Annotated in this window: 21 protein-coding genes; 13 read left to right on the top strand and 8 right to left on the bottom strand. The window is 57.0% G+C overall.

Annotated features, from left to right (window positions below):
• Positions 1–292 precede the first annotated feature (292 nt).
• From jag to rpmH, 5 genes are all read right to left on the bottom strand, one after another.
• Positions 293–1,456 carry an RNA-binding cell elongation regulator Jag/EloR gene (jag, locus tag GKG36_RS08560; RefSeq protein ID WP_005936973.1) on the bottom strand — a complete coding sequence of 388 codons (1,164 nt, stop codon included), beginning with the start codon at positions 1,454–1,456 and terminating at the stop codon, positions 293–295.
• 17 nt (positions 1,457–1,473) lie between these two features.
• Entirely contained in the window at positions 1,474–2,535 is a 1,062-nt protein-coding gene (locus GKG36_RS08555) for a YidC/Oxa1 family membrane protein insertase (protein WP_243139036.1), read from the bottom strand.
• Positions 2,536–2,799: 264 nt separating this feature from the next.
• On the bottom strand, positions 2,800–3,102 hold the full coding sequence (gene yidD, locus GKG36_RS08550; protein WP_154260222.1) for a membrane protein insertion efficiency factor YidD: 303 nt from the start codon (positions 3,100–3,102) through the stop codon (positions 2,800–2,802).
• Positions 3,099–3,509 carry a ribonuclease P protein component gene (gene rnpA / locus GKG36_RS08545; protein ID WP_044953169.1) on the bottom strand — a complete coding sequence of 137 codons (411 nt, stop codon included), beginning with the start codon at positions 3,507–3,509 and terminating at the stop codon, positions 3,099–3,101. Before rnpA ends, yidD begins: the two co-directional genes overlap by 4 nt.
• 213 nt (positions 3,510–3,722) lie before the next feature.
• Positions 3,723–3,857 (bottom strand): 50S ribosomal protein L34, encoded by a 135-nt coding sequence (rpmH, locus tag GKG36_RS08540; protein WP_005924258.1) that lies wholly within the window; start codon positions 3,855–3,857, stop codon positions 3,723–3,725.
• A gap of 356 nt (positions 3,858–4,213) precedes the next feature.
• Between rpmH and dnaA the strand changes: the two genes are divergently transcribed.
• The 11 genes from dnaA to GKG36_RS08485 all read left to right on the top strand — a co-directional run bounded on the left by dnaA (position 4,214) and on the right by GKG36_RS08485 (position 17,403).
• Positions 4,214–5,536, top strand: coding sequence for a chromosomal replication initiator protein DnaA (dnaA, locus tag GKG36_RS08535; RefSeq protein ID WP_005937115.1), 1,323 nt, complete (start codon positions 4,214–4,216; stop codon positions 5,534–5,536).
• Between the two features lie 396 nt (positions 5,537–5,932).
• Positions 5,933–7,039: a DNA polymerase III subunit beta gene (dnaN, locus tag GKG36_RS08530; RefSeq protein ID WP_097776786.1), complete on the top strand. Its 1,107-nt coding sequence runs from the start codon at positions 5,933–5,935 to the stop codon at positions 7,037–7,039.
• Positions 7,040–7,051: 12 nt separating this feature from the next.
• The gene (locus GKG36_RS08525; RefSeq protein ID WP_005937022.1) at positions 7,052–7,267 is read left to right on the top strand and encodes an RNA-binding S4 domain-containing protein; all 216 of its coding nucleotides are present in this window, start codon (positions 7,052–7,054) and stop codon (positions 7,265–7,267) included.
• A complete protein-coding gene (locus tag GKG36_RS08520; protein WP_005937019.1) occupies positions 7,267–8,388 on the top strand; it encodes a DNA replication/repair protein RecF in 1,122 nt (373 codons plus the stop codon). The genes GKG36_RS08525 and GKG36_RS08520 overlap by 1 nt, the downstream gene beginning before the upstream one ends.
• A gap of 82 nt (positions 8,389–8,470) precedes the next feature.
• A complete protein-coding gene (locus tag GKG36_RS08515) occupies positions 8,471–8,728 on the top strand; it encodes a DUF370 domain-containing protein (RefSeq protein ID WP_005937016.1) in 258 nt (85 codons plus the stop codon).
• An 83-nt stretch (positions 8,729–8,811) separates the two neighbouring features.
• Positions 8,812–10,806: a DNA topoisomerase (ATP-hydrolyzing) subunit B gene (gyrB, locus tag GKG36_RS08510; RefSeq protein WP_097774101.1), complete on the top strand. Its 1,995-nt coding sequence runs from the start codon at positions 8,812–8,814 to the stop codon at positions 10,804–10,806.
• A 12-nt stretch (positions 10,807–10,818) separates the two neighbouring features.
• Positions 10,819–13,401 (top strand): DNA gyrase subunit A, encoded by a 2,583-nt coding sequence (gene gyrA, locus GKG36_RS08505; protein ID WP_097774102.1) that lies wholly within the window; start codon positions 10,819–10,821, stop codon positions 13,399–13,401.
• Between the two features lie 143 nt (positions 13,402–13,544).
• The gene (locus GKG36_RS08500) at positions 13,545–14,513 is read left to right on the top strand and encodes a glycosyltransferase family 2 protein (RefSeq protein WP_154260220.1); all 969 of its coding nucleotides are present in this window, start codon (positions 13,545–13,547) and stop codon (positions 14,511–14,513) included.
• Positions 14,514–14,531: 18 nt separating this feature from the next.
• The gene (locus GKG36_RS08495; RefSeq protein ID WP_154260218.1) at positions 14,532–15,530 is read left to right on the top strand and encodes a glycosyltransferase family 2 protein; all 999 of its coding nucleotides are present in this window, start codon (positions 14,532–14,534) and stop codon (positions 15,528–15,530) included.
• An 18-nt stretch (positions 15,531–15,548) separates the two neighbouring features.
• A complete protein-coding gene (locus GKG36_RS08490) occupies positions 15,549–16,526 on the top strand; it encodes a glycosyltransferase family 2 protein (RefSeq protein WP_154260216.1) in 978 nt (325 codons plus the stop codon).
• Positions 16,527–16,821: 295 nt separating this feature from the next.
• Complete coding sequence (locus tag GKG36_RS08485; RefSeq protein ID WP_120081289.1) at positions 16,822–17,403, top strand: manganese efflux pump; 582 nt, start codon at positions 16,822–16,824, stop codon at positions 17,401–17,403.
• An 83-nt stretch (positions 17,404–17,486) separates the two neighbouring features.
• Here GKG36_RS08485 and GKG36_RS08480 read toward each other — a convergent pair whose 3' ends face one another.
• Genes GKG36_RS08480 through GKG36_RS08470 form a run of 3 tightly spaced genes read right to left on the bottom strand, consistent with a single transcriptional unit; the run spans position 17,487 to position 19,428 of the window.
• Positions 17,487–18,164 carry a GntR family transcriptional regulator gene (locus tag GKG36_RS08480; RefSeq protein ID WP_097774107.1) on the bottom strand — a complete coding sequence of 226 codons (678 nt, stop codon included), beginning with the start codon at positions 18,162–18,164 and terminating at the stop codon, positions 17,487–17,489.
• Positions 18,165–18,187: 23 nt separating this feature from the next.
• Positions 18,188–18,877 (bottom strand): RluA family pseudouridine synthase, encoded by a 690-nt coding sequence (locus GKG36_RS08475; RefSeq protein ID WP_173012930.1) that lies wholly within the window; start codon positions 18,875–18,877, stop codon positions 18,188–18,190.
• On the bottom strand, positions 18,874–19,428 hold the full coding sequence (locus GKG36_RS08470) for an NUDIX hydrolase (RefSeq protein WP_005940449.1): 555 nt from the start codon (positions 19,426–19,428) through the stop codon (positions 18,874–18,876). The genes GKG36_RS08475 and GKG36_RS08470 overlap by 4 nt, the downstream gene beginning before the upstream one ends.
• Before the next feature lie 672 nt (positions 19,429–20,100).
• Here GKG36_RS08470 and nifJ point away from each other — a divergent pair.
• Complete coding sequence (gene nifJ, locus GKG36_RS08465; protein ID WP_154260215.1) at positions 20,101–23,646, top strand: pyruvate:ferredoxin (flavodoxin) oxidoreductase; 3,546 nt, start codon at positions 20,101–20,103, stop codon at positions 23,644–23,646.
• 1,117 nt (positions 23,647–24,763) lie between these two features.
• Positions 24,764–26,341, top strand: a complete 1,578-nt coding sequence (gene mgtE / locus GKG36_RS08460) for a magnesium transporter (protein ID WP_154260213.1) — start codon at positions 24,764–24,766, stop codon at positions 26,339–26,341.
• Positions 26,342–26,745 lie beyond the last annotated feature (404 nt).

The raw sequence follows: 26,745 nt of genomic DNA, 5'->3' as shown, positions 1-26,745 counted from the left end.
CTCTCTTTTCATCATTCTGTCTGTTCTTCACGAACAGAACGCTCTTGACTACAGTATAAATCCTTGACCAATTGTTTTACAATTGCCATTTAAGAGAAAGATTTCGGCAAAAAACAGGCAGTTTCTCCAAATTTTGAGAAGAATGACTTTTTTATGCTCAGTATACCGCAACAGCTGCCCGACCCGAAACCAGCTTGGCGTTAGATTTTGGTAAAATCCTTTTTGCGTGAAAAAAGGTCTCCGGAAAATCCGCAGATTTTCCGGAGACCCTGATTTCAAAAGTAATTCCGTATTACAGCTCGATCTTGCCAAAGCTGAAATCGGCAAAATCGTCCACGCGCTCGGTGCGCTTGGGTGCTACCGGTGCTGCATTCTCTGCATCACGGGGTGCATAGGTGCGCTCCGGCACGCCGGAAGGCCGCGGGCCGCGGGGTGCACCATTGCGGCTGCCACGGTAACCGCCGCGGTTTCCATTGTGGTCGCCATGCTCAGAACGGTTCCCGCCGCGATAGCCGCCATTGCGGCTGCCGCCGGGACGACGGCCATTGCCGCGTCCGCCGCGGGGACGGCGCTCGCCATAGGTGTTCTCGGTCTGTGCATCGGGTGCGGTGGAGTAGATGACCACACGGCGGTCACGGCCTTCGCCCTTGCTCTCGCTGCGCACGCCCTCCATCTTGCTGATGGCAGAGTGGATGATACGGCGCTCGTAGGGGTTCATGGGTTCCATGGCAAAGCTGCGGCCGGTCTTGCGCACCTTGGCACCAATGCGCTGTGCCAGTGCGGTCAGGTCGCTCTCGCGCTTATCGCGGTAGCCGGCCACATCCAGACCCAGCTTGATGTAATCGCCCTCCAGACGGTTTGCCACAAGGCTTGCCAGATAGGAAAGGCTCTCCATGGTCTCGCCGCGGCGGCCGATGAGGGCACCCAGCTTTTCACCGTCCAGACGGATGATGGTAGCTTCGCCCTTCTGCACAGCGCTGAAGGTGACATTCTCCACGCCCATCAGGGCAATGACCTCACGCAGGTAGTCCACAGCAGCCTTGATCTTAGCGTTCTCTTCGATCACGATGGGGACTTCCGGCTCCTCTTCCTCGGCAGCGGGTTGCTCTGCAGCAGCTTCTGCAGCGGGGGCAGCAGGCTCTTCGGCCTTTGCTTCCGGCTGTGCTGCCGCAGCAGCAGGCTCCTCTGCCACGGGAGCGGCCTTGACAGCCTCCTGCACGGGAGTCTTTTTCTCAACAACAGGCTCAGCGGGTGCTGCAGCCGGAGCATCCGGCTCCTCCACGCTCACGCACACCTTAGCGGGGGTGAGCTTCAGTCCCAGAAAACCAGTCTTCTGGGGCATTTCCAGCACTTCGCAGCTGACATTCAGATCATCGGCCTGCACGCCCAGCAGAGCGCAGGCTTTTGCGCGGGCTTCATCGACCGTTTTGCCGGTCGCTTCCTGCTTACGGATCATAACCGTTCATCCTCCTCTTATTCTTTATCCTGCTTGTTCAGCTCGCTCAGCGGCACGGTACGCTCGTCCTTGTAGCGCTCCTCGTCCAGCTGGCGGGCATACTCCAGACGGCGCTTGTTCATCTCGCTGGCAGAAATGTTCTTTTCCGTGGTCTTGCCGGTCTTGGGATCGGTGACCTTGACGGTAGTGTTCTTCACACCGCGTTTTTCCTGCTTTTTCTTTTCTGCGATCTGCGCTTCGATCTCCTTGCGCATCTTATCGGGGTCGTACACCTTGCGCATGACCTGAGTCTGCACGGTCATCACGATGTTGGAAATGACGTAGTACAGAGAGAATGCCAGAGGATAGGTGAAGCAGAAGAACAGGTACATCAGCGGCATCATATACATGGTCAGCTTCATGCTGCCCTGCATCTGCTGGCCGCTGGCCTTCATGCTGATATGGGTGGACAGGAGCATGGTGATGACCGACAGCAGCGGCAGCACGATGTCCAGAGAAAGGCCCAGCTTGGGGATGCGGGTCAGGTCGATGCCGAGGAAGTTCATGTGCTGGCTGAACTCGGTAATGGTAGCGATCTGCTCGGCGCTGAAGCAGCCCAGCACACCGCCGTTGCCAGCAACCACCTGTGCGATGATGTTGGTATCGCGGGTGATGGCGGTAAAGGCGACGCCGGAGGCGGTCAGGGCCTCACCGGCGGCGGTCAGAGCCGCAGCACTGATGTGGAAGATGCGCTCCAGCGGATTGTACACGACACCGATAACGCCGAACATGACAAGGAAGTTCAACAGCATGGGCACGCAGCCTGCGGTGGGGTTATAGCCGTAGTCCTGCTGCAGCTTGAGCATTTCTTCCTGCTGCTTTTCGGGCTTGTCCTTGTACTTGGTCTGGATCTCCATCATCATGGGCTGGAAGGCCGACATTTTAGCCATGCTCTTCTGCTGGCTCAGCTGCAGAGGGATCTTGACGATGTTGATGAGCAGCGTGAAGATGATGATGTCCCAGCCGTAGCTCGGGAGCAGCTTGTAGATCCACTCCATGACATAGCCGAGAGGACCGCTCAGGATGTAAAAGAAGTTCATACCTTTGTCCATTCTGCCCCGTCTGTGGCACGGGACTTGTTATTTTTATCGTAGGACACGCTGCCCACAGTGCACCGCGTCACAAGAAGCTGATTCAGATGCCGTAGAAACTCCCCCAGTCTCGCATTCGCTCGACAGCCCCCTCTGAGATGGGGCCTTTGTCATGGCGATAAAGTTTTCCTTCTCGCCAGAGGCTTCCTCCATGAGGGAGCTGGCACGGCGCAAGCCGTGACTGAGGGAGTTCTCTTCAATGACAGATAAACTTTATCCCCTATGCCGCTTTTCAAACAGCTTTGCGGGCTGCAGCCGGCGGGCAGGGTTCTGCCAGCGGCCCGGCTCCGGCACCGGGTCAAAGCCCCATTTGCCGAAGGGATTGCACCGGGCGATGCGCCATGCCCCCAGCAGGATGCCCTTTACGCACCCATGGGTCATGATGGCCTGCATGGTGTAGTTGCTGCAGCTGGGCGTAAAACGGCAGCTGCGGCCGATCCATGGGCTGAGAGTGTACTGGTAGGCCCGGATGGGCACGCACAGCGCGCGGCGGCAGACGTACTGCAGGCGGTTCATGCGTCCGGCTTTTCCGCCTGTGCCCTGCGTGCCGGGGGCACGGTGGCAGGGGGCGGCGCATCCGGCCGTTTGGCCTTATCCGGCAGACCGGCCTGTGCAAACAGCTTTGCCACAACGCTGCTCAGCTGCCAGCTCTTCAGCCGCGGGGTCATACCGCGGGCTACAAAGATCAGATCGTAGCCGCCGATGTTGTAGTCCAGATGCTCGTCGATGGCCGCCTTCATCACGCGGCGGGCGCGGTTGCGCTGCACGGCGTGGCCGATCTTTTTGGTGGCGGTCAGACCCACGCGGGTCTTTTTGCTGCGGGTCTTGAGCACATACATCACAAGACCAGGGTTCACATAGGATTTGCCGCGGGCATACACTCTGCCAAACTCGCTGTTGCGGCGGATGGGACGATAGCGCATGATTCCGCGCCTCCTTTCTGTGGCTGAGAACACGCCCCGAAGGGTGCATTCTTCAGCCAGTATATCAAAAATTTTTCGACTTTGAAAGCCCATGCGGGCATTTTTACGAAAATTCTTTCAATTTTCAAAAAAAAATAAGACCGCTAATCCAATATCAGCGGTCTTTTGTGCGCATATTCATTTCTGCGCCGGATCCCGTCATAAAAGGCCGGATCAGACAGTCAGGCTCTTGCGGCCCTTTGCACGGCGAGCATTGATGACCTTACGGCCGTTCTTGGTGCTCATGCGGGTCAGAAAGCCATGAACTTCCTTGCGCTGACGCTTCTTGGGCTGAAAAGTTCTCTTCATGGTTGTATCCTCCGTAAAAACTTATCCCCGGTATGGGGTCTGATGTGGTCCCAGATTGGGGACAGGCTTGCAATTCAACAGTATATCGCATAGTATGGCGTTCTGTCAAGCATTTTTTTCGCTTTCCTTCAAACTTTTTTGTGAAAAGATTTTCAACTTTTTCACCATTCTGCCGTGGAAAACTCTTTTGCCACAAGATATTGTGGCCCTGTTTTGCCCATGCCACAACGGCCGTGCAGGGGCTTTTCTTATGTATTATAAATTACATTATAGAAATATGGACGCACAGCGTTTTTTGTGGTATACTAACCTAGTATCAGCAGCATTGTTGAAAACTTTAACGGAGTGGATGTTTTATGGATTCTTTTAAGGACGTTTTAGAGGCCGCCCAGGCGTACTGCAAAACGCAGATGGCCGAGCCGACCTATAATCTCTATATCGATGGACTGGAGCCGATCAGCTTTGAGGATTCCAGCCACATCACCCTTTCGGTGCGCAACGACTTCATCTGCAAGATCGTGACGGACCGCTACCTTGGCCTGCTCAAGGAAGCCTTCAAGACCGTGCTGGGCTTCGACGTGGACATCACGCTGGTGGTGCCCAGCACGCCGCCGCACGAGGTGGTGCTGGCCCAGCAGTACGAGGCGAACCCCGCCTCCCCGCAGGGCAACTACGAGTTCACATTTGAAAACTTCATCAAAGGCCCTTCCAACCAGTTTGCGTTTGCTGCTGCACAGGCGGTTGCGGCCAATCCCTCCGGCGCATACAACCCGCTGTTCATCTACGGCGGCTCCGGCCTTGGCAAGACCCATCTGCTCACGGCCATCCAGACCGAGATCAAGCGCACCCACCCCGATTTCGTCATCATGTACGTTACCTGCGAGCAGTTCACCAATGAGCTGATCGCCGCCATCCGCGCCGGCAGCACCGAGGACTTCCGCATGAAGTACCGCGTGGCAGACCTGCTGCTGGTGGACGATATCCAGTTCATCGCCGGAAAGGAGTCCACGCAGGAGGAGTTCTTCCACACCTTCAACTCCCTGCACGATGCCCACAAGCAGATCGTCATTGCCTCCGACCGCCCGGCCAAGGAGATCAAAAGTCTGGAAGAGCGTCTGCGCACCCGCTTTGAGTGGGGCCTGACCGCCGATGTGCAGCCGCCGGATTTTGAGACCCGCGTGGCCATCGTCAAGCGCAAGGCAGAGCTTTTGCATCTGGACCTGCCCGAGGATGTGGCCGAGTTCATTGCCAACCACCTGAAGAACAACATCCGCCAGCTGGAAGGCGCTGTAAAAAAACTGAACGCCTACTACATGCTGGAGGGCATCCAGCCGGTCATCAGTGTGGCCCAGAATGCCATCAAGGACATCCTCAACGAGACCCAGCCGGTGCCCGTGACCATCGAGAAGATCATCGGCGAGGTGTCCCGCACCTTCAACGTCTCCCCTGCCGACATCCGCGGCACCAAGCGCAACGCCAACGTTGCCTCTGCCCGCCGTGTGGCCATCTACATCCTGCGCGAGGTCACCGGCATGAGCATGGAAGAGATCGGCCGTGAATTCTCCGGCCGTGACCACTCCACCATCGTCTACTCCCTCAAGACCATGGAGCGTGACATGAAGAACGACCAGCACCTGCGCGAGACCGTGAGCGACATCATCAAGAACGTGAAGGCCTGACCGCGGAAATCGTGCAAAAGTCGTACTCATTTATGGGTGAAACCCCAAAATATGGGGAGAAAACGGAACAAAACGGGGAAAAAGAACCTATATCTTGTGGTAAAAACGCAAACCTTTCCACACTTTCCACAGAGTTTTCAACATTCAACCTCCGTTCTCCACATGGTCTGTGGAAAGAAAGACCTATCCCAACCTTTCCACGATCCATTCACAACACATTCACAATCCCGTGGAAACCAAAACCCCCGCATTCCGACAAGGCTTTTCGGGGTTTTCCACAAGTTCCCCACCCCCTACTACGGTTACTACAACAAGTTCAATAAGATAGACCGGTTCTGAAACTGTTTTCAAACACAAAACAACATCAGAAACGAAAAACAAAGGAGAGAATTCAGTTTGAACATCGTATGTGATAAAGTTCTGCTGAGCGCAGCCATCGATGGTGTGTCCAAAGCCGTCACCATGCGTTCTGCCATCCCTGTGCTGGAAGGTATCCTGCTGAAAGCCGAAGGCTTCCAGCTCAACCTCACCGGCTACGATCTGGAAATGGGCATCGTGACCACCATCGAAGCCAATGTCAAGGAAGCCGGCGAGGTGGTGCTGAATGCAAAGCTGCTCAGCAGCATGATCAGCCGGATGCCCGCCGGTCAGGTCAGCATCCTCTCTGCCGAGAACGGCAAGACCACCATCCAGAGCGGCGTAGTCCAGTTCGAGATCCAGTCTATGCCGGCCAACGATTTCCCGGAGCTGCCCAATACCGGAGCGGAAGAGACCCTGACCATCAAGACCGGTGTGCTGAAAGATATGATCGATCGTACGTTATATGCTGTCAGTCAGGACGAGAAAAAGCCCGCCCACACCGGTGAGCTGTTCGAGATCCTGCCCGACAAGCTGACTGTGGTGGCACTGGACGGCTACCGTCTGGCCATCGTGGAACGCCCGGTGACGGCGGTAAAGGATATCCGCATCATCGTGCCCAGCAAGACCATGACCGAGGTCGCCCACCTGCTGCCCAACGACGACGAAGAGCCGGTGCACATCAGCGCCAACCGCCGCTATGTGGTCTTTATGGCCGGCGGCTACACCATCATGAGCCGCCTGATCGAGGGCGAGTTCCTCAACTACCGCAACGTGATCCCCGCCGACAGTCGCACCCGCGTGACCATCGACACCAAGGAATTCATCGAGACCATCGAGCGTGCTTCGCTGATTATTACAGAGCGTTTAAAAAATCCTCTCCGCATCTCCTTTACAGAGGGTAGAGTCGTGGTGCGCTGCCAGACCAACCTTGGCCGCGTGGTGGACGAGTTCAACGCCGACTGCGAGGGCGACGAAGTGGAGATCGGCTTCAACAACCGCTATCTGCTGGATGCGCTGCGCAACGCCCGCACCGAGAAGGTCCGCATGGAGATCAGCGGCCCTCTGAGCCCGGTCAAGGTGCTGCCTGCCGAGGGCAACGACTTTTTGTATCTGGTGCTGCCGGTGCGCTTCAAGAACGATTAAGAGGGCGAAATTATGCAGAAAATTCTCATCCATACGGAATTTATCAAGCTGGATGCCCTGCTGAAATATGCAGGCCTGTGTGAGACCGGCGGCGAAGCCAAGGAGCTGGTGCAGGGCGGTGCCGTGAAGGTGAACGGCGAGGTGTGCACCATGCGCGGCAAGAAGTGCCGTGCCGGTGATGTGATCGAGCTGGACGGCCAGACCGTGGAAGTGGGTCAGGGCCAGTAATGCGTCTGCTTTCACTGGAAGTTGCGAATTACCGCAATATTGCGGCAGCGCAGCTGGAACCTGGCCGGGAGCTGACCGTGATCTGCGGCAACAACGGTCAGGGCAAAACGAACCTGCTGGAGGCCATCTGGCTACTGACCGGCGGCAAAAGCTTCCGGGGCGGCAAGGATGCCGAGCTTGTGCGCCGCGGAGAAACATTCGCGGTACTGGAGGCCGTCACCCAGCGCACCCGGCAGGAGGATCAGGAACCGGACGAACCGGCAAATGTGCGCATTACGGTGGGCACGCCGGATGCACAGCGCCCCGGCCGGTATGCATCGGTCAACGGCTCTCCGCCCAAGCGGGCGGCGGGCCTTGCAGGCAGCTTTCCGGCTGTGGTGTTCGACCCCGGGCACCTGAGCCTTGTAAAAGGTGCACCGGAAGGACGACGGCGGTTTCTGGACGCGGCGCTGTGCCAGCTGTACCCCGGCTACCTTGCCACCTACCGTCGCTATGTGCGGGCATTGCAGCAGAAAAACGCGCTTCTGCGTCATTCCGCAGGCGGCACGGAGCGCCCGTGGGCAGAAAAATGCGCCCTGCTGGAAGTGCTGAACGTGGAGCTTGCAGCGCAGGGCGAGGCCATCCAGAAGCGGCGGCGGGAGTATCTGGCCCTGCTCACACCGCTGGCCTGCGCCAACTATGCCGAGCTTTCCCACGGGGCAGAGCGCATGGCGGTGCGGTATGCCGCCCAGTTTGAGCCGGGTGGGCTGTCCGCACTTTTGAAGCAGCGCCAGAACGAAGAGCTGCGCGCCGGGCAGAGCCTGTGCGGCATCCACCGCGAGGACGTTGAGCTGCTGCTGGACGACCAGCCCGCAAAGGTGTTTGCAAGTCAGGGACAGCAGCGCAGCGTGGTGCTGAGCCTGAAAATGGCCGAAGCGGCTGCCGCTGCCCGGATCACCGGAGAGCACCCGGTGCTCCTGCTGGACGATGTGCTCAGCGAGCTGGACGAGGGCCGCAAGCAGTATCTGCTCACCCGCATGAAGGAAAAGCAGACATTCGTGACCAGCTGTGATGATACCGCGTTCCTGAAAACGGACGGCGAAGTGTACCGCATGAACGGCGGTGTGCTGAGCAAAGCATGAAGAAATGATGCAAAAGTACATGCAGCTGCCGGTGAATAAACGGCGTTTTATGCATGAACTGCCAGAATAAGGAAAATACTGTATGTATATTCATCTGGGCCGTGACTACGTGCTGAATGACCGGGACATTATCGGCATCTTCAATCTGGAAACCACCACCATCACCCCCCGGGGTCGGGAGTTTCTGAACTACGCCCAGAAGAACGGCGCGGTGGTGAGCCTTTCGGACGAGCTGCCCCAGAGCTATGTTCTGGCAGACGGGGCCGTGGTGGACACGGTGTATCTTTCGGAGCTGTCGCCTGCTGCCATGCGGCGCAGAGCCGAAAAAATGATCGAGTAAACCAGCCAACAGGCGGAGAATATGCTCTGCTTTTACGATAGATCGAACAAAAATGCAAACATTGAACAAAAGGGAGAAAGGAAATGGCAGAAGAAATCATTACCAGCACAAATGCCGAAACCGCTACCGACCATGAGTATAATGCCAGCGAGATTCAGGTCCTGAAGGGTCTGGAAGCAGTGCGCAAGCGCCCGGGCATGTATATCGGCTCCACCGGCGAGCGGGGCCTGCATCATCTGGTCTACGAGATCGTGGACAACGCCATCGATGAAGCGCTGGCCGGCTACTGCGACCACATCGAGGTCAAGATCCTGAAAGACAACATCATTCAGGTCACGGATAACGGCCGCGGCATCCCTGTGGACATTCAGGCCGACACCGGCCTGCCCGCCGTCACCGTCGTTTACACCATCCTGCACGCCGGCGGCAAGTTCGGCGGCGAGAACTCCGGCTACAAGGTGGCCGGCGGCCTGCACGGCGTGGGCGCTTCGGTGGTCAACGCCTGCTCCGAGTGGCTCACCGTCAACGTGCGCCGCGACGGCCACGAGTACGAGCAGACCTTCCGCCGCGGCGACCCGGACGGCCCGCTCAAGTGCATCGGCACCGTAGCCGATGGCGTCACCGGCACCCGGGTCACCTTCAAGCCGGACCCGGAGATGTTCCGGGATACCACCGTGTACGACTTCGACACGCTGGAAAAGCGCCTGCGGGAAGAAAGCTTCCTGAACGCCGGTGTCAAGATCACTCTGACCGACGAGCGTGAGATGTATACCCCCGTGCTGGAGGACGGCAAGGAGGGTGAACCCTGCTACCGCACCGAGGTCATGTGCTACGAGGGCGGCATCAAGAGCTTTGTCACCTATCTGGGTGAGAAGCGCAAGCTGGACGTGCTGCACCCCAATGTGATCTACCTCAAGGGTCAGACCGACCGCGGCATGGCAGAGATCGCACTGCAGTACAATTCCAGCTACAACGAGCTGCTGCTGAGCTTTGCCAACAACGTCAACACCCCGGACGGCGGCACTCACGAGGAGGGCTTCAAGAACAGCCTGACCCGCGTGTTCAACGATTATGGCCGCAGCCACGGCCTGCTGAAGGATAAGGACGAGAACCTGTCCGGTGCGGACGTGCGCGAGGGCCTGATCTGCGTGATCTCGGTCAAGCTGCAGGAGGCGGAGTTTGAGGGCCAGACCAAGGCAAAGCTGGGCAATACCGAGATCCGCACCCTTGTTTCCAACATGGTCTACTCCAAGCTGATGGAATTCTTTGAGGAGAACCCCGGCGTGGCAAAGGCCATCTTTGAAAAGGCCACTCAGGCCGCCCGCGCCCGCGCCGCTGCCAAAAAGGCCCGCGAACTGGTGCGCCGCAAGAGCGCATTGGAGACCAGCCGGATGCCCGGCAAGCTGGCAGACTGCCGCGAAAAAGACCCCAGCCGCACCGAAATCTTCATCGTCGAGGGCGATTCTGCAGGCGGTTCCGCCAAGATGGGCCGCGACTCTGCCATTCAGGCCATCCTGCCGCTGTGGGGCAAGATGCTGAACGTGGAAAAGGCCCGCGCCGATAAAATTTACGGCAACGACAAGCTGATGCCCGTTGTGCTGGCATTGGGCTGTGGCATTGGTGACGAGTTCGATATCTCCAAGCTGCGCTACGATAAAGTGTTCATCATGGCCGATGCCGATGTGGATGGCTCCCACATCTGCACCCTGATGCTCACCTTCTTCTTCCGCTATATGCGCCCGCTCATTGAGCAGGGCCATGTGTATGTGGCCCAGCCGCCTCTGTTCAAGGTGCAGAAGGGCAACACCATCAAGTACGCCTACAACGATGCCGAAATGGCCGTGCTTTCGCAGGAAATGCCCGGCGCAAAGGTGAACCGCTATAAGGGCCTTGGTGAGATGAACCCCGAACAGCTGTGGGAGACCACCATGAACCCCGATAACCGCGTGATCGTACAGATCACCATTGACGATGCAGAAAAGGCCGACGAAGCCTTTACCATCTTGATGGGCGATCAGGTGGAGCCGCGCCGCCGCTTTATCGAGACCAACGCCCAGTACGCAAAGCTGGACGTGTAATTGGAGGAAACAATGGAAGAAGATTATGTGATGATACCGGGCAGCGGAACCAAAAAGATCATCCGCGATGTGAAAAAGGAGATCGAGACCGCATTCCTGGACTACTCCATGTCGGTCATCGTGTCCCGCGCCCTGCCCGATGTGCGCGACGGTTTGAAGCCTGTTCACCGCCGCATTCTGTACACCATGCACGAGCGCGGCAACGACCCCAGCCATCCCTACCGCAAATCCGCCGACACCGTTGGTGCGGTGCTGGGCTCCTACCATCCCCACGGCGACGCATCGGTCTACGATGCCATGGTCCGTCTGGCACAGGACTTCTCTCTGCGCTATCCGCTGGTGGATGGTCAGGGTAACTTTGGTTCTGTGGATGGCGACCCCCCGGCTGCCTACCGTTACACCGAGGCCCGCATGAGCCGCATGGCGGTGGAGATGCTGACCGATATCGAGAAGGACACCATCGACTGGGACCCCAACTTTGACGAGACCAAGAAGGAACCCAGCGTGCTGCCCTGCCGCTTCCCCAACCTGCTGGTCAACGGCAGTCAGGGCATTGCGGTCGGCATGGCCACCAACATCCCGCCCCACAATCTGAGCGAGGTCATTGACGGCTGCATCGCCTATATCGACGACCCGGACATCGACCTGCCCGGCCTGATGGAATACATCAAGGGCCCGGACTTCCCCACTGCCGGCATCATCATGGGCCGCAGCGGCATCCGCGCCGCCTACGCCACCGGCCGGGGCAAGATCACCCTGCGGGGCCGCGCCACCATCGAGGAGACCAAGAACGGCCGCACCCAGATCATCATTACGGAAATTCCGTATATGGTCAACAAGGCCCGTCTCATTGAGAACATGGCCGACCTTGTCAAGGAAAAGCGCATTGAGGGCATCACCGGTCTGAACGATGAGACCAACCGCAAGGGTATGCGCATCGTGGTGGACATCCGCAAGGATGCCAACGCACAGGTCATCCTGAACCAGCTGTACCAGTACACCCAGCTGCAGGATACCGTGGGCGTTATCATGCTGGCCATCGACCACAAGGTGCCGAAAGTCCTCACCCTGAAGCAGATGCTTCAGAAGTACGTGGAATTTCAGGACGAAGTGGTGCGCCGCCGCACCCAGTACGACCTGAAAAAGGCCAAGGAGCGCGCCCACATTCTGGAAGGCCTGAAGAAGGCCACCGACATCGTGGACGAGCTGATCGCCACCATCCGCGCCTGCAAGGGCGGCATGGCAGAGGCCAAGGCTGCCATCATGGAGCAGTTCGGCTTTGACGACCCGCAGGCAGATGCCATCGTCAAGCTGCAGCTGGGCCGTCTGGCAGGCCTTGAGATCCTGAAGATCGAGGAAGAGCTTGCCAGCCTGCAGGCCAAGATCGAGAACTGGGAAGCCATTCTGGCCGACGACGCCCGTGTGCTTGCCATCGTCAAGGAAGAGCTGCTGGAAATGAAGAAGCGCTTCGGCGACGAGCGCCGCACCGAGATCCAGTCCGTGACCGGTGAGGTGGATATCGAGGATCTGATCGCCGAGGAGCAGTGTGTCTACACCCTGACCGAGGCCGGCTATATCAAGCGCCAGCTCAAGGCCACCTATCAGGCACAGCGCCGCGGCGGACGCGGCATCTCCGGCATGACCCGCAAGGAAGAGGACATCGTGCAGGAGATGTTCGTCGGCTCCACCCACGACTATGTGCTCTTTGTTACCGACCGGGGCCGTCTGTTCCGCATCAAGGGCTACACCATTGCCGAGGGCAGCCGCACCAGCAAGGGCAGCAACATCGTCAACCTGCTGCAGCTGGCCGAGGGCGAAAAGGTCACCAACATGATCTGCCAGTCGAAGGAAGCCGACACCGAGGGCGGCTTTGTGACCATGGTCACGAAGCAGGGCCTCATCAAGCGCACCCCGCTGGAACAGTATGCTAACATCCGTAAGTCCGGCCTGATCGGCATTGCCCTGAACGAGGGCGACGCTCTGGCATGGACCCGCCTGACCTCCGGCCACGATATGCTCATCGTTGCCACCCGCAACGGTCAGGCCATCCGCTTCAACGAAGCCGATGCACGTCCCATGGGCCGCAGCGGCCACGGCGTGCGCGCCATCCGTCTGGCCGAGGGCGATGAAGTTGTGGGTGTGTGCATCTGCCGCGAGGGCGGCACGGTGCTCACCGTCACCGAGAACGGCAAGGGCCGCCGGTCGGATATCGACACCTACCGCATCACCGCCCGCGGCGGCAAGGGCATCCGCAACTACGATGCCGCCAAGGATAAGGTGGCTGCGGTCAAGATCGTGGACGACGTGGACGATGTGCTGCTGAGCAGTCAGGAGGGCATCATCATCCGCCTGCACGCCAACGAGATCCCGCTGCAGAGCCGCTACGGTTCCGGCGTGCGGGTGATGCGCTTGGGTGAGAACGACAAGGTGATGGTACTTGCCCGCACCGACCACGACGACGAGGCCCAGACCGAGCAGATCGACACCTCCGATGCTGATGCAGAGCCGACTGCCGAGCAGCTTGCCGCCATGGAAGCTGCAGATGCTGCCGCCGCTGCAGAAGCCCCGGAAGCAGACGATAAGGGCGAAGAGTAAACCTTGAAAACACAATAAGATTTGAAAGAAGCCGCCGCGCAAGGATTTCTGCACGGCGGCTTCTTTTCAAATCCATCCAAACCATGTATAATAGAAATAGCGTGTGAGGAATAAAAATAAACACAGAAAGTGGTTTAAGGAACATGACAGAGCAAAAAAAATCCCCGGAGATCAGCATCATCGTGCCGGTGTATAAGGTGGAAAAATACCTGAACGAATGCATTGATTCCATTCTGGCACAGACCTTTACGGATTTTGAGCTGATCCTTGTGGACGATGGCTCCCCGGACAACTGCCCTGCCCTGTGTGATGCTGCGGCAGAAAAAGACAGCCGCGTGCGGGTGATCCACCAGCAGAATAAGGGGCTGAGCGGGGCAAGAAATGCCGGAATCAATGTTGCACGGGGAAATTGGCTTGGCTTTGTGGATTCAGATGATATGATCGACCCTACCTTCTGTGAAAAAATGCTTCATGCTGCAGTGCAGGCTGGGGCGGAAATGGCTGTGTGCAATATTCTGCGCATGAAAGAAAATAAAGCACTGGACAGTTATCAGGAACATTGTTTAAAAGACGAAGTTCTCTCAAGAGAAGAAATCGTTCACCGTATCCAGCTGTCACCGTTCTATATGGTAATGACACGACTGTGCCGCCGCGAAGTATTTGAGAAAATTCGTTTTCCAGAAGGAAAAAATTATGAAGATGCATTCACTGCACCGGAAATTTTGGAACGGGTAAATAAAGCAGCTTGTGTGGCGGAGCCTCTTTATCAATATCGGCTGCGTTCGGGAAGCATTATGCACGCGGCTGTAACCCTGAAAAATCTGGAAGAAGTCCATGCAAACTATGCGCTGTTTCAGTATACAATGAAATACCGAAAATATGATGAAGCCTGCCTGCAGTATACAGTTACAAAGCGCATCTTCCGTAAACTCAAGAGAAAACTGTCACAGGAAGAACGCAAAAGCGAACAGGTGCAGCAGGCTGCCGCCTGTGTGGCAAAAGCAAAGGACGAGTTGAGCCGCGCAGGCGGTTTCACGCTGCGTAATCAACTGGAAACTGCTTTGTGCATCCTGAATCCAAAATGGTTCTTTGCGTATAAATATGGGGCATGACAGCGGAAGGAAAATACTGTGAGTGAAAGAACAGAAAGTGGAAAACCGGAGATCAGCATCATCGTGCCAGTGTATCAGGTGGAAAAATATCTGAATGAGTGCATTGATTCCATCCTCGCTCAGACCTTTACGGATTTTGAACTGATCCTTGTGGACGATGGCTCACCGGACAACTGCCCTGCCCTGTGCGATGCAGCAGCAAAAAGGGACAGCCGCGTGCGGGTGATCCATAAGCAAAACGGCGGTGTAAGCACAGCCCGCAATGCGGGTCTGGATGCAGCACAGGGAAATTGGATCGCATTTGTGGATTCGGATGATACAGCAGCACCAGAATATCTGGAAAAAATGCATAAGGCAGTGCTGGAAACGGGTGCAGATTTTGCAATCTGCAGCAGTCAGTGCATTGATGAAACGGGCAAAACGCTTGCAGGCGGAGAACATCGCCTTTTGAACGAGTTTTTGCCGCAGGAGGAAGTTCTGCGCCGGATGGTGGTGTCGGATTTTCAGGTTCCGTGGAATAAGCTTTATCGCCGAAAACTGCTGGAAAATCTGCGCTATCCAGAAAACAAGGCGTTTGAAGATACCTGTCTCATGCCGGTCATTTACGCAAGAGCGGCTTCTGCCTGCGGTGTATGGGATTTTTTATACAATTACCGCATCGTTACCGGCAGTGCCATGCACCGCAAGACTACCTTGAAAACACTGGACTGGGTGGAAGCATGGTACCGCCTGTTTGATGTGCTGTACCAAAACGGCATCCGAGATGCTTTGTGTGCAGCCTATCGCCCGATTTTGACTGCCGTGTGGGACATCTGGCTGCACCTGACACCGGAAGAGCGCAAAAGCCCCCGGATGAAGGAAGCCTTTGCGTATGAGCGTACAGCCCGCCATCGGCTGATGCAAGCCCGCGGCGTAACACTAAAAAATTTGTGGGCGGCAGTGGTCTGCGCTGCATCGGCCTGCAGTTATCTGGATCTATGCCGCAAAAGGGCGGAAAGACGGCAGAAAACGACCTGAAGCAATGAGGAGTTTATTGTGCAGGAACAACATAAAAAACAGCCGGAGATCAGCATCATCGTGCCGGTATATAAGACAGAGCGTTTTCTGAGCGCCTGCATCTCTTCCATCCTTGCCCAGACCTTCACGGATTTTGAGCTGATCCTGGTGGACGATGGCTCTCCGGACAGCTGCCCTGCTTTGTGTGATGCCGCAGCGGCAAAGGACAGCCGCATCCGGGTCATCCACCAGAAGAATCGTGGCCTGAGCGTGGCACGCAATGCCGGGCTGGACGCGGCAGAGGGCGAATGGATCGCCTTTGTGGATTCAGACGACACCATCATGCCGGACTTCTGCGCAAAGCTTTACCATGCGGCGCAGGAGGCCGGTGCACAGATGGCCGTGTGCAATTACCGGCAGGTGGACGAAGCCCTGACCCCCATCCGGGAGCAGTATTTGCATGTGCGGCGGGAGGTGCTGACCCCGGAGCAGGCGTTGGAGCACAGCACCCTTCTGCCCTACATGGTGGTGTGGAACAAGCTGTACCACCGCAGCATTTTTGCGCAGCTGCGCTTTGCAGAGGGCAAGCTGAACGAGGACACCCTGCTGATCGCCTACGCCTACGAAAAAGCGGACAGAATCGCGAATATCCCGGATGCGCTGTACCTTTACCGCAAGGTGGCGGGCAGCATCGTCAACAGCAAAGTCACCCTGCGCAATCTCGATCGTGTGGAAGCAAACTATACCGTGTTTGAGTGCGTACGCCGCCATGGCATCACGGGCTCGCTGTGTGAGCTGTACTGGGCACTGCTGCACTCCCTGATCGATGTGGGAATGCACCTGACCGCCGAAGAGCGCCGGAGTGCCCGGATGCAGCAGGCGCGGGAGTACGAGCGCTGCGCCCGCCGGGCCTTGCGTCAGGAACATGCTGTTACCCTGAGAGCACTGGGCAACACCCTGTGTTTTATTATTTCACAGGACTGGTATTTTGCCCGCCGATGGAAAAATACCGTGTAACCGCGCAGGTTTGTCTGGACTTCCCTGCAAAGATATGCTACAATGGCAAAACAATCACAAATACCCGTGGGGGAGTAGCAGGCGCTTTTGCAGAGCGCAGCAAGTCAACATGATGACCGTTGGTTCCGGTCTGGCTTGCTTTCATTTGCGAGACTCATGTGTTTTTGGCGCATAGAACAGCGCCCGTGCACATGGAGTTGGTTTCAAAAAATCACCCGGTCCCGGACGTACATGTGCGCCCGAGACCGGGTTTTGTATTGCCCGATATTCTGGTCAGATTCAGGAGGCAGACAATATGGAATGGAGCTTTGTATTTTTCCTCAACAGTGCCCTGCTGGGCGTGGGCCTTGCAATGGATGCGTTCTCGGTGTCCATGGCAAACGGCCTGCACGACCCCCGCATGAGCAGGAAAACCATGTGCAGGATCGCGGGCACCTTTGCCCTTTTTCAGGCCGTGATGCCCATGACAGGCTGGGTGTGCGTGCACACCATTGTGGAGCTGTTCTCTTCGTTTGAAAAGTTCATCCCGTGGATCGCGCTGGCTCTGCTGGGCTATATTGGCGGCAAAATGCTGGTGGATGGCATCAAGGGCGAAGAGGCCGAAGAAGCAGCAGAGCTGAGTGCGGGTGCACTGCTCATGCAGGGCGTGGCTACCAGCATTGATGCGCTTTCGGTGGGCTTCACCATTTCGGAATACGGCTGGCTGATGGCACTTGCGGCATCGCTCATCATTGCGGTGGTCACCTTCTTTATCTGCATGGCGGGCCTGCGCATCGGCAAAAAGTTTGGCACCAAGCTCTCCGGCAAGGCATCCATTCTGGGCGGAATCATCCTCATTGGCATTGGTCTGGAAATTTTTATTTCCGGGGTGTTCTGAAATTCAGACAGCATAAAACAAAAGGGCACGGCGCTGCAATGCGCTGTGCCCTTTCGTTTTATAAAATGTTCCACATAGAACAATTACTTTTCCGGCTCAAAATAATCGGCATATTCCTCGGTCAGCTTGGAGCCAAGCCGCCGGATGCCGCCGTACAGGTGCCGTTCCACCAACGGTTCAAAGGCGGAAAGGTCGCACCGCTCGATGGCGTTCATCAGGTTGCGGTGGTCTGCGATCACCTCGGCAAGGCCGCCGGTGGTCATGGTGTCCAGCATCCGGAAGCGGCTGTAGTCGGCGTGGGCGTTCTGCAGGGTGCTCCACAGGTACATTTTATCCATGGCCGCAAACCATGTCCCGTGCAGGGCACGGTCGGCCTCGTACAGCTTGTTGTAATCCGGGCTCTCCATGGCCGCAAGGGCCTCGTAGGCTTCCACCCGCCTGCGGATCAACGCCCGCTGCTCCGGGGTGCACCGGGGCGAAAAATCCCGCAATACGCGGGCTTCCACGGCGGTGCGCTCGTAGATCAGCTCGTCCACGATGCGGCGGTTCAGCCGGGTGACGGTGGTGCCCTTGTAAGGCACGATCTTTACCAGCCCGTTTTCCTGCAGCTTCTGCAGCACCACCCGGATCAGGGTGCGCGGTGCGCCAAAGCGGGCACAGAGCGGATTTTCGCTCAGCGAAGAGCCGGGGCGGATGGTCAGGTCAATGATTTCCCGCTCCAGCACAGCATAGATCTCAGCATCAGTTTTGTATTGTTCCATACCTCTCACCTAATGGAAATGCATTATCCTTCAAACGGTTTCCAGAACGCACCCTCCGGCAGCGGCAGCGTGAATGCCATGGGCTTTCCGGTCTCCGGGTGCAAAAACTGCAGGCCGCAGCTCTGCAGGGCAATGCTGCCTTTTACGCGGCTTCCGTATTTGCCGTCTCCGGCCAGCGGATGCTTCCGGGATGCAAACTGCACCCGGATCTGATGGGTGCGGCCGGTGTGCAGCGTGATCTCAGCAAGGCTCATCTCTCCTGCCGTTTTCACGATGCGGTATTCCAGCACGGCTTCCCGTACACCTCTGCGCGGGCGGCTGACCGGGAACACCCGGCCCCGGCGGCTGTCCTTGAACAGCCAGTCCCGCAGGGTGCCTTCGGCGGGCAGTGCTTCGTCCGGCCCGCCTGCAATGACGGCCCGATACCGCTTGATGAACTGCGGCACTTCCGGCTTCCCTTCGGCCCTGCCATCCTGCACAGCGTAGGCGTTCTGACTCTGGGTGATCTGACGGCTGAGTGCGGCCGCAGCCCCGGGTGTTCTGGCAAACACCATCAGGCCGGACACACCCGTGTCCAACCGGTGCACCACGCCTACAAAGGCATCCGGCTGGCTCCACAGCTGCCGCAGGGCTGCGGGCACGCCCTCTTCGCTGGAAAGTCCGGCGGGCTTGTCCAGCACCACAAGGGCGGCATCTTCGTACAGGATGTTCACAGCCTGCCCTCGGCGATCAGGGCCTTGAGCTTCAGGATACCGGCAATGGTCTTGCCGTCCCGGATCTCGCCGCTCATGACCATCTCATAAGCTTTATCCAGCGGCACACGGTCAGGGGTCAGGAATTCATCGGCATCCAGATGCATCTGGGTCTTGTGCAGGCCGGTAGCGACCCATGTATAGATCACTTCGGTGTCATAGCCCACGGTGGGGAAAAACTGGCCCAGAGAGATATAATTGTCCGCGGTCAGGCCGCACTCCTCGCCCAGCTCCCGCTTGGCGGCTTCAAAGGGGTCCTCACCCTTTTCCAGCTTGCCGGCAGGCAGCTCCCACAGCTCCTGCTGCATGGCGTAGCGGAACTGACGCACCATGCAGATGGTGCCGTCCTCAAAATAGGGCAGGATGCACGCACCGCCGTGGTGATGCACCACTTCGCGTTCGGCGGTCTTGCCGTTTTCCAGCAGAGCAGTGTCTTTTGTCAGGGTGATCACCCGGCCCTCGAAGAGCACCTCACTGGTGAGTGTTTTTTCGTAATGCACGGTCTTCTCCATTTTATTACCCTCTTTGCCCGGCACAGCACCGGTTTTCTATGGCTTCAGTTTACGGCAAAATGAGGTTTGTTGTCAATAAAGAGATGATAAATATAAGAGGATGGGACGATTTGAAATGCGCGCCGCGTTTGCTTTGCGCATAATCAGCGGAAAGAATATTTATAATTTCGCAATTCTGGAAAATCTGCGGAGCTTGTCGGGGCAAAGCCCCTCCATCTGCTAACGCAGACCGCTCTGCCGCTTGAAAGCCCCACTGGGGCTTTCATTGCTACACAAACGCGGATTTTCCAGAATTGCCTTTTCACAGGAGGGGTCGTAACGGAAAGCAGCATTTGCAGCGCCGCTTTCTGAGAAAGCGCGGCGCTGCGCAAGCCGTGACTGAGAGGGTTCCCTCCCCTTTTTGCGAAAAAAATTACAGGATCTGGCGAAGCAGGCAGGCCAAAACCGGAAAATCCGCGCCAGTGCTCACTTTAACGAACTAAAGACGTACAAAAGCGCTAAAAAAATTTCTTTATTTTTGGTGCGTTTGTTGAGCGGTTTGCGTTTACTTTATGGGCGGAATTTGCTATTATAGTATACAAGCAATAGTGCCTTTATGGGGTTCTCCGGTCCCATGTGGGGCATATTGCCCCGTGCAAAAGGTACCAAATTCTGAATAATGGAGGAAGAAAAATGCCTAGAGCAAAGCAAACTATGGATGGCAATACCGCTGCCGCCCATGTAGCGTATGCCTACACGGACGTGGCTGCCATCTACCCCATTACCCCGTCTTCTCCGATGGCTGACTCTGTGGACCAGTGGTCTGCAGCTGGCCAGAAGAACATCTTCGGCAATCAGGTCAAGGTCGTCGAGATGGAATCTGAGGCCGGCGCTGCTGGCGCTGTGCACGGCTCTCTGGGTGCAGGTGCTGTTACCACCACCTTCACCGCTTCTCAGGGCCTGCTGCTGATGATCCCCAACATGTACAAGATCGCTGCTGAGCAGCTGCCCTGCGTGTTCGATGTTTCTGCACGTACCGTTGCTACTCAGTCCCTGAACATCTTTGGTGATCACAGCGACGTTATGGCATGCCGTCAGACCGGCTTTGCAATGCTGGTCGAGAGCAGCGTGCAGGAAGTTATGGATCTGTCCCCTGTCGCACATCTGTGCGCCATCGAGGGCAAGGTTCCCTTCCTGAACTTCTTCGATGGCTTCCGTACTTCTCATGAGTACCAGAAGATCGAGAAGTGGGATTACGCCGATCTGAAGGAAATGTGCAACATGGAGGCTGTGGAGGAGTTCCGTAAGAAGGCTCTGAACCCCGAACACCCCAAGATGCGCGGCTCCCACGAGAACGGCGACGTGTTCTTCCAGCATCGTGAGGCATGCAACAGCGTTTACAACGCTCTGCCTGCTGTTGTTGAGAAGTACATGGCCAAGATCAACGCAAAGCTGGGCACCAACTACGATCTGTTCAACTACTACGGCGCACCCGATGCTGACCGTGTGATCGTGGCTATGGGCTCCATCTGCGACGTTGCTGATGAGGTCATCGACTACCTGAACGCCAAGGGCGAGAAGGTCGGTATCGTCAAGGTCCGCCTGTACCGTCCCTGGGTCTCCGCTTCCCTGCTGAAGGTCCTGCCCAAGACCGCCAAGAAGGTGGCTGTGCTGGACCGCACCAAGGAGCCCGGCTCTCTGGGCGAGCCCCTGTACCTGGATGTTGCCGCTACCCTGCGTGAGGCTGGCCTGAATGATGTCGTTCTGACCGGCGGCCGTTACGGTCTGGGCAGCAAGGATACCCCGCCGTCCTCCATCTTTGCTCTGTTCAAGGAGCTGGAGAAGGATCAGCCCAAGGAGCGCTTCACTCTGGGTATCACCGATGACGTCACCTTCCTGTCTCTGCCGGAAGTCAAGCCCGCTCCCATCACCGCAGCTGCTGGCACCAAGGAGTGCAAGTTCTGGGGTCTGGGCGGCGACGGTACTGTCGGTGCTAACAAGAACTCCGTCAAGATCATCGGCGACCATACCGACAAGTATGTTCAGGCATACTTCCAGTATGACTCCAAGAAGACCGGCGGCGTGACCATCAGCCATCTGCGTTTCGGCGACAAGCCCATCCGCAGCCCCTACTACATCAACCAGGCTGACTTCGTGGCCTGCCACAACCCCGCTTACATCCATATGGGCATGAAGATGGTCCAGGATGTCAAGCCCGGCGGCGTGTTCATGATCAACTGCCAGTGGTCCGATGAGGAGCTGGGCCAGCACCTGAACGCCGAGGCAAAGAAGTATATCGCTGACAACAACATCCAGCTGTATACCATCAATGCAATCGATAAGGCTATCGAGATCGGCATGGGCAAGCGCACCAACACCATCCTGCAGTCTGCATTCTTCAAGCTGGCTGACGTCATGCCCATCGAGGATGCCGTCAACTTCATGAAGCAGGCAGCTCAGAAGAGCTACGGCAAGAAGGGCCAGGACGTCGTTGAGATGAACTGGAAGGCTATCGATGCAGGCGTTGACGCCATCCACAAGGTGGACGTGCCCGCATCCTGGTCCAACCCCGAGGCTGATCCCGCACCCAAGGCTCTCACCGGCCGTCCGGAGCTGGTCAAGCAGATCCGCGATGTCATGGAGCCCATTGCCCGTATGGACGGCGACAGCCTGCCTGTCTCTTCCTTCGTGGCAAATGCAAACGGCGAGTGGGAGCAGGGCGCTTCTGCATACGAGAAGCGCGGCACCGCTGTCAACGTCCCCGAGTGGGATGCTGCAAAGTGCGTTGGCTGTAACCAGTGTGCATTCGTCTGCTCTCATGCTACCATCCGTCCCTTCCAGCTGACCGCCGACGAGCTGGCAGCTGCTCCTGCACAGACCAAGAGCCGCGACAACAAGCCCGCAAACGAGTACAAGTTTGTTATGGCTGTGTCTCCTCTGGACTGCATGGGCTGCGGCGAGTGCGTCACCGTCTGCCCCACCAAGGCTATCACCATGGTGCCGCAGGACAGCCAGGCCGATCAGCAGGCAGTGTTCGACTACTGCGTGGCCAACATCTCCAAGAAGCCTTCCAAGTTTGCTGACGATACCGTTATCGGTTCTCAGTTCAACCAGCCGCTGCTGGAGTTCTCTGGCTCCTGCGCAGGCTGTGCCGAGACTTCTTACGCTCGCCTGATCACTCAGCTGTTCGGCGAGAAGATGTACATCTCCAACGCTACCGGCTGCTCCTCCATCTGGGGCGGCACCGCTTCCATCTCTCCGTACACCGTCAACAAGGACAGCGGCCATGGTCCTGCATGGTGCAACTCCCTGTTCGAGGATAACGCAGAGCATGGTCTGGGCCTGTACATCGGCCAGAAGACCGTCCGCGAGAACCTGATCAAGGAGATCGCAGAGGTTGCTGGTTCCGACAAGGCTTCTGCTGAGCTGAAGGCTGCTTACGAGAAGTTCATCGCAACCAAGAACAACACCAAGGCCAACGACGAGCCCGCAAAGGCCCTGATCGCTGAGCTGGAGAAGGCTGCTGCTGCCGGCTGCGAGAAGTCTGCAGAGATCCTGAAGAGCAAGCAGTTCATCGCCAAGAAGTCCGTCTGGATCTTCGGCGGCGACGGCTGGGCATACGACATCGGCTTCGGTGGTCTGGACCACGTTCTGGCTTCCGGCGAGGATGTCAACGTGATGGTCTTCGATACTGAGATGTACTCCAACACCGGTGGACAGGCATCCAAGGCTTCCAACATTGGTGAAGTCTGCCAGTTCGCTGCTGCTGGTAAGGAAATCAGCAAGAAGAGCCTGTCCGAGATCGCTATGACCTACGGTTACATCTATGTTGCTCAGATCGCACTGGGTGCTAACCCGGCTCAGGCTGTCAAGGCCATCGCTGAGGCTGAGGCTTACCCCGGCCCGTCTCTGATCATCGGCTACGCTCCCTGCGAGCTGCACGGTGTCAAGGGCGGCATGACCAACTGCCAGAACGAGATGAAGAAGGCAGTTGAGGCCGGTTACTGGAACCTGTTCACCTTCAACCCGGCAAACAAGGCTCAGGGCAAGAATCCGTTCACCCTGACCTCCAAGGCTGTGGATAACGAGAAGTATCAGGCACTGCTGGCTAACGAGACCCGTTACAGCCGCCTGACTCGTGCATTCCCCGACCGTGCTAAGGAGCTGTTCGCACGCAACCAGGAAGTTGCAAACGACCGCTACGAGCACCTGACCCGTCTGGTCGACCTGTACAAGTAAGCATTCTTCTGCGCTTTGGATGCAGATATTTGCGGCACCTTAGCCCCACAATGCAAGAGGGCGGCTGCCCCGTACCGGCGGTTACTGCGCAATGCAGCGGTACGAAGCGGAGAAACGCATCCATCCATGCAGGTGATGTGCTGAAGTACAGCATTCGCCATACGAGTTCTATCTGATTTCACTTCCCGGGCGGTGCTTTGTTCCGTGCGGAGCACCGCAGCGGGATATGAGATACCAAAGCGCCCGCGAGGGTCCTTGAAAGCACACCCCGCGTGTGTCAGGAGCATAAGGTCTGCTTGCAGATACCTTGCTCCGCCTGCTGCATAAGACCTGCTTTGCAGGGATCTTGCCGCAGTAAAAAACGAATATCGTTTTTAGCGCCCCGTTCACCGCAAGGTGACCGGGGCGTATTTTTTGTGTAAAAGAGAAGCGGCTGCTGTGATCTGGCATCACAACAGCCGCTTTTACAGTTCCATTTTAGCATGTGAAAAAACGAAGGTCAATCAAAAAATGTTATCACAAAATCTTCCAAAATATACCATTCCCTTTTTACAGTTTCTTCATAGCTTCTTAACGAATTCAATTGTGAAAGCTGTTATACTTTTGCCATGGGAAGCGGGGCCGCAACCGCTTACCCAAGTAACATGATTCCTCCTCACACCAAGGCAATATCCAAGCAAAACACCCTTTTTCGTGTGCCGCAACACGGAAGAGGGTGTTTTGTTTTGCAAAATTCTGGTAAATCGGTGGTTTAGGGTTGACCCCGTTTTTTTGCGGCGCTATAATAAAAATGAATATGAAAACTTGGAGGTGAACGCAGGAAAATGGACCCGGATCATAGTCGAAGTAGAACCACCGGCGCGGTGGATCAGAAAACAAAAACAACTGCGTTTTCCCCAACCGTTCGCCTCCTTCGCTGAGTCCTGCGGAAAAGCACCGCTTCAACGGTGCATCCTTCCGCAAAACAGAGCAGAGGAAGGCGCGGCTTTGTGTGCGCAGAATGCGGCGTTTGCGGCATTCCGGCAGGCAAGGCGGCGCGTTTTTTGTTTCCCGATCTGCTGCGTCCTCCGGATACAGGAGCTGCTCCTGTTCCGTAAAAACTGAGGAGGTACGCCCAATGGATATGGAAGAAAAAAAGCTGACGGCTGATGCTGCGGAGCAGGCCCTGCCGGTGCAGGAGCTGCCTGCTGATATCCCCGCCGAGGTCCGCCAGAAGCTGGCTGAAGATCTGAACGAGGAAGCTACTGAAGACCTCAAACAGGACATGCGCGAGGCCGAAAAAGAGGAAGCCAACGACGAAGAGGTCAAGGCCAATCCTGAGATGCTCACCAAGAGCCGCCTGCTCAAGCTGCTCATCAAGAAGCAGTATGTCAAGCTGCGCGAAGTGACCGAGGAAGAGCAGCCTGCCGACCTTGCCGAGCTGCTGGAAGAGCTGGACGAAAACAACCGCCTTGTGGTGTTCCGCTTGCTCAAAAAGGAAGTGGCCACCGAGGCCTTTGCCTATATGTCCGACGAGGCCCGCGACGATCTGGTGAACGCCTTCTCAGATGTGGAGCTGGTGGGCGCTATTGAAGAGATGAGTCTGGACGATGCCGCCGACCTGCTGGAGGATATGCCGGCAGGCGTGGTGAAGCGGGTGCTGGAAAAATCCTCCAAGCAGACCCGTGAGAGCCTGAACAAGCTGCTGAACTACCCCGAAAGCTCTGCCGGCAGCCTGATGACCCCCGAATATGTCCGTCTGCGCGAGGATATGACCGTGGCGCAGGCCTTTGAAGCCATCCGCAAGCAGGGCGAAAACGCAGAGACCGTGTACACCTGCTACGTGGTGGAGCGCAACCGCCTGAAGGGTGTTGTTTCTGCCCGCAGCCTGCTGCTGTCAGAGCCGCATACTCCCATCACCGAGATCATGGATGATAACGTGGTCACTGTGAAAGTGACCGACGATCAAGAGTACGTGGCCCGTGAGATGCAGCGCTACGACTTTACCGCCATGCCTGTTCTGGACAACGAGGGCATGTTCGTGGGTATCATCACCATCGACGATGCGATCGACGTTCTGACCGACGAGAGCACCGAGGATATGCAGAAGATGGCTGCTATTCTGCCGGACGACGATGCCACCACCTACTTCGGCACCAGCGTCTGGACCCACGCAAAGCAGCGCATCCCATGGCTGTTGATCCTGATGCTGTCCGCCACCTTTACCGGCATGGTCACCACCCACTATGAAGAGGCCTTTGTCAGCCTGCCGCTGCTGGTCTCCTTCATGCCCATGCTGATGGATACCGCCGGCAACTGCGGCAATCAGATCAGCACCCTGATGGTGCGCGGTCTGGCTCTGGGCGAGGTAGAGCCCGCCGACTTTGTGCGGGTGCTGGGCAAGGAGCTGCGGGTGTCGGCCATCGTGGGCGCGGTGCTGGGCATCGTGAACGGCCTGCGCATCTACCTGATGTACACCTTCCTGTTCCCCGGCCAGTACGCTAACGTGATGGGCTATGCCATCGTGGTCAGCGTTTCGCTGTTCTTCAGCGTCATTCTGGCAAAGCTGGTGGGCGGTATGCTGCCGCTGGCTGCCAAGAAGCTGGGTGCAGACCCGGCCATCATGGCTACCCCCTTCATCACCACCATCGTGGATGCCTGCAGCCTGATCCTGTATTTCCAGATCGCACAGCTGGTGTTCCACAATATGATGTAAATAATAAAGCAATGCCGGACGGTCTTGAAGTGACTGCCCGGCATTTTTATAGGACGAACCCTCTCAGTCGTCGCTGCGCGATGCCAACTCCCTCAGTCAAAACCTGACGGTTTTGCCAGCTCCCTCAAAGAGGGAGCCTCTGGCGGAGCCGGAAGCGTCCTAACCCTCTCAGCCTGCTCCCGTTGGTCGCAGACAGCTCCCCCGAAGGGGGAGCTTATAGCACTGCCGGAAGCTTTTAGCATTCATCCGATACGTTTCGGTTATCGCAAAAAAGCTCCCCCTTCGGGGGAGCTGTCGCCGCAGGCGACTGAGAGGGTTCAGCCGGGATAAAACAGTGTGGAAAACTGCATGTTTCCCCGCCTTTTCCACACGGAAAAACGGCAGCGGCCCGGTGTTGAAAACTT

The organism is Faecalibacterium sp. BIOML-A1 (assembly GCF_009679715.1).
Taxonomy (GTDB): Bacteria; Bacillota; Clostridia; order Oscillospirales; family Ruminococcaceae; genus Faecalibacterium; species Faecalibacterium taiwanense.
The sequence above is the reverse complement of the archived record's forward strand: the minus strand, read 5'-3'. Positions and strand labels throughout refer to the sequence as shown.